The organism is Bacteroides togonis (assembly GCF_900130135.1).
Classification (GTDB): domain Bacteria; phylum Bacteroidota; class Bacteroidia; order Bacteroidales; family Bacteroidaceae; genus Bacteroides; species Bacteroides pullorum.
In genome coordinates this window covers 1-7,604 of sequence record NZ_LT670836.1, presented here as the reverse complement: position 1 = coordinate 7,604, position 7,604 = coordinate 1, and the positions used below count along the sequence as shown (strand labels likewise).

The window sequence follows — 7,604 nt, the reverse complement described above, 5'->3', positions numbered from 1 at the left end:
CAACTTACAAGAACAGGTGGACAAACTTAAGGATCTTCAGACTTCAGTAGATGGTTTGAAGACTTCCATCGACGAGGCTAAGGCTGCTGCCGAACAGGCAAAGAAAGACGCTGCCGACGCTTTGGCAAAAGCTCAGGAAGCTCTGGATGCTGCCGGTGGAGGTGATGAAGCATTGAAAGAACAAGTTGCAAAGCTTGAAAAAGCAGTAGAAGAGCAGGCTCAGAAGATTGCTAAATTGGAAGAGTTAAGCGTGAAAGTTACTGAGTTGGAGAGCAAGATTGACAACGCCGCTACTAAGGAAGAATTGGCTGCACTTAAGGAAGAGTTCACTAAACTGAGCGCACAATTCATGAATATCGTTGGCGGACGTCTGACAAGCACAACACTTATTCCTGAATTCCACATCAACGGTATCCCTGCCATCACCTTTACGACTTTGCAATATACTCCTCAGGTATATGTAAAGAATGAGCATAAGGGCAACCTTGCTGATGGTACTACAAAACATGCAACCAAACCATGGTTAGATCATGAAAACGTTAAAGGTGCAAAAGCTTTGTATATTTCTACCGAGCTGAATGAAGCCAACTACCAGATGAATCCGAATATGGGTGTTACCAAGGATGACGTGGAAATGCCTTCATTCGATTGCATCAAGTCTACGAACATCACGACTAAAGCTGTTGATGTTGCCAACAACAAGCCTATTGAAGTTACAGGTTATGACATCAAAGATGGTATCATGACTGTTACGTTCAAGAAGAACAAAGAGTTCTTGGGTACTGTAATTGGAACTGATGATAAAGATAAGAAGGAAACATTCTACATGGCTTCTTTGAAGACTCCGATTGCAGAAGCTAATCTGACTGAAGAAGAGAAGGAAAAAGGTGAAGAAGTTGCTGTAAATTCTGAATATAGCAGAATCGAGGAAATCGTTGCCATTCCTTATCTGGCCAATAGCAAGACTGATTTCACTAAGCCAATAAACGATGATTTTGCAGACGAAACTCAAGGTACAGGTGACAATCTGTTCTACGTACATTACCATGACTCAATTTGTCTGTACAATTCTGGAAACGACCAATTGGTTGACGTTAGAGCTCAGTACAACGAGCCTCTTGATCTGAGCAAGCTTGTTACAGTTTGCGTTTCTTCAGATGAAAAGAGCCACGCTAACCACTCTGAATTGGAAAACTATGCAGACTATGGTTTGGAATTCCGTTTCGCTATGGCTTCAGCTAAATACTTGCAAGGTGGTCTGAAGACAGACGAACAGGCATTCGGTAAGATCCTGAACGGTCACTACCTGAAGTCTGAAGTATATGATGTAGAATTGGGTGACGATGAATATTCTAAGACCTCTATCGGTCGCGAACCGATTGTACGCGTATCTTTAGTTGATACGAAGAATAATAACCTTGTGGCTCAACGTTACATCAAAGTTCGTTGGACCGGTGAAAAGGAACAGACTATTGATGCTTACACATTCGCTCAAGATACTGTAACTTGCAAACATATGTTCCAGCAAATGTTCTCACAGGCAATGAATGAGAATGTTTACCACAAGATTAAGTTCGACGGAGGTCAAAGTATTAGTAAAAAACAGTTCCATGATATTTATAAGAGTCTAAAGATTAATGAATTGCGAAAGGATGGACAAAAAGTAGACTTAAGTAAATATGGAATATCAACAGACGCAACCAAGTGGGAAGAAGGTGCTAGTTGGATAAAGAAAGATGGAGATGAACAGATCAATGATGCTAATATTGATTTGCTATTCGCTATGTTGGAAGATAAAGAAGACAACACTTCATATAACTTGGTATGGGCTATGCAGCCTGAAATTGTAGGTGAACTGGCTAACGTAAATGGCAAGTATGCTTCTACATTCGAAATCGATGTTGAATATGTTGATGAGAGCGGTTTGAACGGCAACATCAAGCAGACATTCAAGCAGACCATCGTTGCTCCGACTCAAAAGTTTGCTTACCAAGGTACTTATTGGAAAGACGGTAAGGGCGAAGGTGTATTCAACGTGAACCCGATCGTATTCAACACTTCTATTGACGGTTGGTTAGGTGGTGCAGAGAATATACCTCACATTTATCCGGGCTTAACAGGTGGATGTGAACTGAAAGACTACAGCCACATTGAGGCAGACTTGGTAAATGGTTATATCTACGAGCCTACTAAGCAGAAACCGACTAGCTTGGCACAGTTCATCCAGTATATCCGTAATTGCGCTGAAGTGAAGTTCGTATTCGATGCTGACAGATTCAAAGATTACGATTACTTGGCTGGTTATAAGACTGATGGTACACAAACTCAATTGTGGAAGACAACCGTAGGTACACCTGTTGATGTTAATCATGATGCTCCGAATCCGAATATCGGTATGGATGATAAAGATATATGGGATTATGTGCAACCTGATAAAAACCTAGCTGCAACTATCAACAATTTCATGTCAGCTACTACTACTGAAAACCAGAAGAACTTGCCATGGGATTACAAAGAAGCATTAGGTGGTGTTGAGTTAGATCAGTGCTCTGCAATCATCCGTCTGCATGAAAAAGATGCTCTGAACGGTACAGATGCAGCAAAAGAACTGATCGGTCGCGCAGTTCCTGTTAAGCTGTTGGTTAAATACAATGACTATAACACTATCGCAGTTCAGAACTTTGAAGTATTCTTCATTAATCCTTTGGCTATAGACGGAGCAATTGGTGATAGCTTTGTGGATGCTGAAGTCGACGGTAGCTTCTTGAACGTTGCTAAGAATTTCAAATTCACAGATTGGAATGGTTACAAAGTCGCTTCTGCAGGTATCAAGGATGCTGATAAGACTGAAACTGATAAGGATGACTATGCACACCAGTTGTATGACTACTATGCTGTGAAGGAAGTAACATTCTTGACAGATAAGACTACAACAAGCTTGGCATGGGATGCTGCAACCAGCACTTATATCCACAAGGATGGTGTGAAAGATGGTGTATTGCCAACCGGACGTTCTTTGAAGATGATGAATTGGGTTGAAACAGATCCGAAGTCTAAAGCAGAGGAAGTTTCTTCTGACCCGACTCACTTGGCATACTTCAACAATGCCGGTACTCCGGTTAATGTTGACTACTTCCTGTACATTGACGTAAATGTTCAGTACAAGTGGGGAACTCTTTCTAAGAACGATCTGCAAGTTAGAGTTTCTAAAGCCGGTGGTACTCCTTCTGGTGAATAATGAATATGTTCTTTAAATGACTTAAATAAAGAGGGTATCCTTTAGGGATGCCCTCTTTTGTATCCAATAATTATATACTAAAGATATGCAGAAACATTTTATATTTATTATTGCAAGCTTTATTACCGCACTTTTCGTTGCCTGCGGGCCAAGTGCCAAGCAACATTCGTTCGATGGAGTTTTCTTTACTGAATCCGGTATACGTTTCGAGCTGAAACCGGACTCTACCACACTCATCCTGTTCCAGGATAGTACGACTTATGAAGGTACATGGACCATTTCGCATACTGCAGACAATCAGGAATATGCCAACATCGAGTTTGGTGGCTATCCGAAATATTACTATTTGAAAGATTCCAAGCTATATTACGAAGAAGAAGATATGCTCAGCGATCAATTCTCTACTCCTGTTGTATACGCAGATTAATATTACTTACTTTATTTTTCTGAAGTCGCATATTAGCTTTGTAACTATCAATATTATTAGGCTAACTATAAACTTTAGAAGCATAACTATGAACTTTAGAAATTGTGAAGTCATTAGTTGCTAAAGTGAGCTTATTCTATAGTCTTTCGCTTAGTATATATCTCACTTCTCAGTTTAACTTCAAATTGTACCTTCACGCTTTCACAGCTTTGTAATTTGCTGTAAGACAATATGATATTGTGAAAGATAATTGCGGGTAGATATACTGCTTTCAACGTAAAAGACTTTAAATCAAGGTGTTTTAGTGAAACTTCACTGAAAGGTGATAGAAACTTAGAAGTAAAAAAACTCCTGCTTTAGCCCTTGTTTATTGCAATTATAGGACTAAAAGCAGGAGATTTTTATGTTGCAGCTTATAGATTGTAAGTAAGCCTATCTCTATTTCTTTTTGTAGTGCTTTCTGATTTGACTTTCATAATGTCTTGTCCCCAGCAGAGGAGTCTTTTAAACAAAGATACCAATTACCTAAAAATCTGACAGGCTTTAAATAGAAATTTGTCGTATAGCTATTTGAAATTTGAATACTACATTTTACTTCATTATCGTTAGCTTGTTTGAATATAATGTGCTCAATATGATATTCGCTTACAGATAGCTCCTTTAGATAACTTGTCATTTGTTTCCAGCTATTTTCATCCAAGATAGTAGGTTCTTCTTGTAGATTGTCTTTACTAAGCTCATAAATCATAGCTGCAGCTTCATCACATTTACCTTCTTTCAGAAAATCCATAAAATGACTAACCATGTTTATCACCGCTATACTATCCTGTTGTGTAACTTTCATTGCTGGCCTTGAAGCCTTTATTGTATTGTTCTCAATATTCCTCTGTCTAGATTGGCAAGCTATCAAGACACTTAAGCAGACGCAAAGCCATAATAAGTTGTATTTCATAATACACATTTTATATAAAAAGAGCATCCTCTAGCTTGAGGATGCTCTCCCTTAGTTTTACATTTTTATACAATCGTCTTTATTGACCTACAGTAGGATGTACTGTTACATCAATATTCTTGACAGCAATCGTACCCCATTTGTAAGTAACAATAATCGGAAGGCGGATAATGAAGTCTTTACCTACAACTTGACCATTGTTCTTCCAAGTAATAGTACCCATGTGCTCCAAATCAACGCTTGTAGCCTCTGTGAATGTCACATCTACATTCGGATATTTATCTTTCAAAAGCGTACCACCATCTGTTGTACCATTGTTACCAAGTGTACCATTATTAAGATTGGTAGTAATCTTGGTTACATCCAGTGCAATGCTTTCTACACCATAGAATCCGAAGAGGTGTGTATTCTCAGCAAAGGCGTAATTACGCCAATCAATGAATGAAAGGATATCAGCCAAAGCAACTTCATCACCACCGTCTTTACCATCAACAACTCCGTCATTATCCTGCATTTCAATTGATATCGGACGAAGGAATCTTACGTCAAAGGTTTCATTCTCCAGCTTCACATTCTTAGTTGAGATTTGGTCAGTACCACCGCAAGCAGATGCTACGACTTCAATTTTAGCTGTTAAAGTTTCACCTTCACCCAGTTCCTTGTGGCTGGCATAGTTGAGCAAATCTTTAGCAACATTATTCTCCTGATATGTTACTACATTGTTATTCATAACTGCAATTGCAGTAGCTGTCAACTCGCTGAATGGAGTGATTGTACTAGCCATGAATTTTAAACCATCAGCACTCACACCTAAGTAGTAAGTAGTGCCGCTTACGCCTTTGACAGGAGTAACATCTGGAGTGATGAATTTGAAATTCTTTTTCAGTTTTGCATCTTGGAAATCTGCATAGACCTCATCTATACCTACAATCATAGCTTTTGTAGCATCGAATACATCAAACACATCCTTTTTAAATGTACAATTTGCAGAGTTATTATCACTAGCTGTTGTAGGAGTAGCCACATTGAAGTGTACTTCGTGATATCCAGTCTTACCTACAGACTGGCCTTTTGCAAACCAGTATTCGGCAAGTTTACTATTATCATCTACTTTACCAGCTGGAGTAACATTGCGCGGGTTAGGCTTCCAAGTCAAAGTCACGTATACATAATGTTTCGTATCATTGTCATTGGTCTTAGTGAAGCGAACAATGACACTTGCACTTTCTTGTGCAGTGAACGTTTCGTAAGCTTCGTTAGCACCGAGAGTCCAAGCAAGAACTTCTGTCATTGTAGGTTCTGTATCATCAACAGTCTTAATTACCTTACCCAAAGCTGTAGTAACAGGAGTTGCATCCATGGTAGTATTGGTGAACTGAGTAGCAGGAGTGGTATCCTCAATAAAGCCATCAAGTTTGTAATTCTTTTCGAACTCTTCCTTGGAGATACTTAAATCTGCATGTGCAATGATTCGCTCCTCAATTTGATGCCAGCTAAGCTTCTTTGTCAAATCTGCATTGCTACAATTAACTGTATAACCATCAGTGATTACGAACGGATCTATGACAGTAACCTTATTTTCTAACTCAGAATCTACAATTTTCACCTTAATGTAAGCAACAGCAGCATTCTGTTCACTAATAGTATCTTTCAAGATAACACGAACCAACGGTTCACGGCCAATGCTCGCACGATTTTGCTCACCATTATATCCCGCTTGTTGACCGTTTACTGTCATTTGCGGACGCAATACAGTAGAATTTGCGGCAGTCCAATTTGCATGAGCACTAGCAGATGTCTCATTTTGACCTTGGTAATAACCAACTAATTCAAAGATGTATTTGAAACCATCTTCTTTGACAATGCCATCTTTTGCATTAACATCCCAAGCTTTGTGTGTACCATTCTCTTTATAATGTGCCTGGACATATTCTGCTATATCTATTCCGTTGCTATTCCATGCCATTTCAATAGCAGCTTCGTTGTCGATAGCATCTTTTGCTTTTGTATACCAGTGATTACATCCTTCAAGTTTTGCGTTATCTAATGTTAAATCGGTAATCTCAGCCTTCTTGACTGCTGCATAGTCTGATGTAATCAGTGTATCGCCTTTAGTCGCATTTTTTGTTCCTGCTTGTAAAGCCAATACAGTCACCTTTCCATCTTTCTCAATATCCTTGATTGTTCCTTCTGTTAAATGTGCTTTTACAGTCAGCATTCCGGCTTTAATAGAACTCTTGTAAATTTGGGGTACTACTACTCCTGCTTTTGTATAGGCTTTATCATCGGCAATAAATGACAAATTAGCTGTAGGTAAGTAGTCCGGATTTACATTCGTAGGATTCAAGTGATAGTTCGCTGTCAAACCAGGAGTCATTTCAACCGTTGAACCTGTAGTCGGTGCATCTTCTTTATAATCTCCATTAGCATCTACTGTTCCTAAAGCCAATGCATCATAAATAAATGTTGCTGCACGCATTGCTTCAATGCCTTGATAATAAAAGTCGGGGGCAAAAACCAACGAATTCAGCGTTGCGGAAGCAATCATCAACTGAGTGGTTTTCCCTTCGTATGTAAATGTGTAACCTACTACTTCACCGTCTTTTTCAATAACACCTACCGCTACTTCGGCTTCTTTAGGTATTTGCACACCAGTCTTTTGACCATCGTAATAAATATAGTTATCTTCACCAACAGTCAACAAAGTTGCATCAAATGCAACTCCCCCATTTACTTCCATCGTATACGTTGAAGACTTACCATCACTACCTGTAAGGGTAATTGTAACTTTGTTGCCTTCAGTCGTTCCGCTCAACGAATACGTTGTGTTGTTGTCAGGAATGGTGTAATTGTTGGTTCCGTTTGTCGTAGTTACAGTCAGTACACCATCAACATACGAAACGCCTGTCACATAAGCCAAGTTGCCGAAATCAGTTTTCAGCTTCTCAAGGTCTCCTTCAACGCCTTCAATACGCTCTGTCAGCGAA

The 7,604-nt window shown here is 39.3% G+C and carries 4 protein-coding genes; 2 read left to right on the top strand and 2 right to left on the bottom strand.

From position 1 onward, the window contains the following. Nucleotides 1–16: 16 nt before the first annotated feature. Complete coding sequence (locus BQ8005_RS16860; protein ID WP_317044850.1) at nucleotides 17–3,238, top strand: hypothetical protein; 3,222 nt, start codon at nucleotides 17–19, stop codon at nucleotides 3,236–3,238. Between the two features lie 85 nt (nucleotides 3,239–3,323). Next, complete coding sequence (locus BQ8005_RS16855) at nucleotides 3,324–3,665, top strand: hypothetical protein (RefSeq protein WP_075319344.1); 342 nt, start codon at nucleotides 3,324–3,326, stop codon at nucleotides 3,663–3,665. A gap of 472 nt (nucleotides 3,666–4,137) precedes the next feature. Here BQ8005_RS16855 and BQ8005_RS16850 read toward each other — a convergent pair whose 3' ends face one another. Next, the gene (locus tag BQ8005_RS16850; RefSeq protein WP_159436304.1) at nucleotides 4,138–4,617 is read right to left on the bottom strand and encodes a hypothetical protein; all 480 of its coding nucleotides are present in this window, start codon (nucleotides 4,615–4,617) and stop codon (nucleotides 4,138–4,140) included. 79 nt (nucleotides 4,618–4,696) lie between these two features. Next, the coding region (locus tag BQ8005_RS16845; protein ID WP_075319342.1) for a hypothetical protein at nucleotides 4,697–7,604 on the bottom strand (2,908 nt) is incomplete at its 5' end.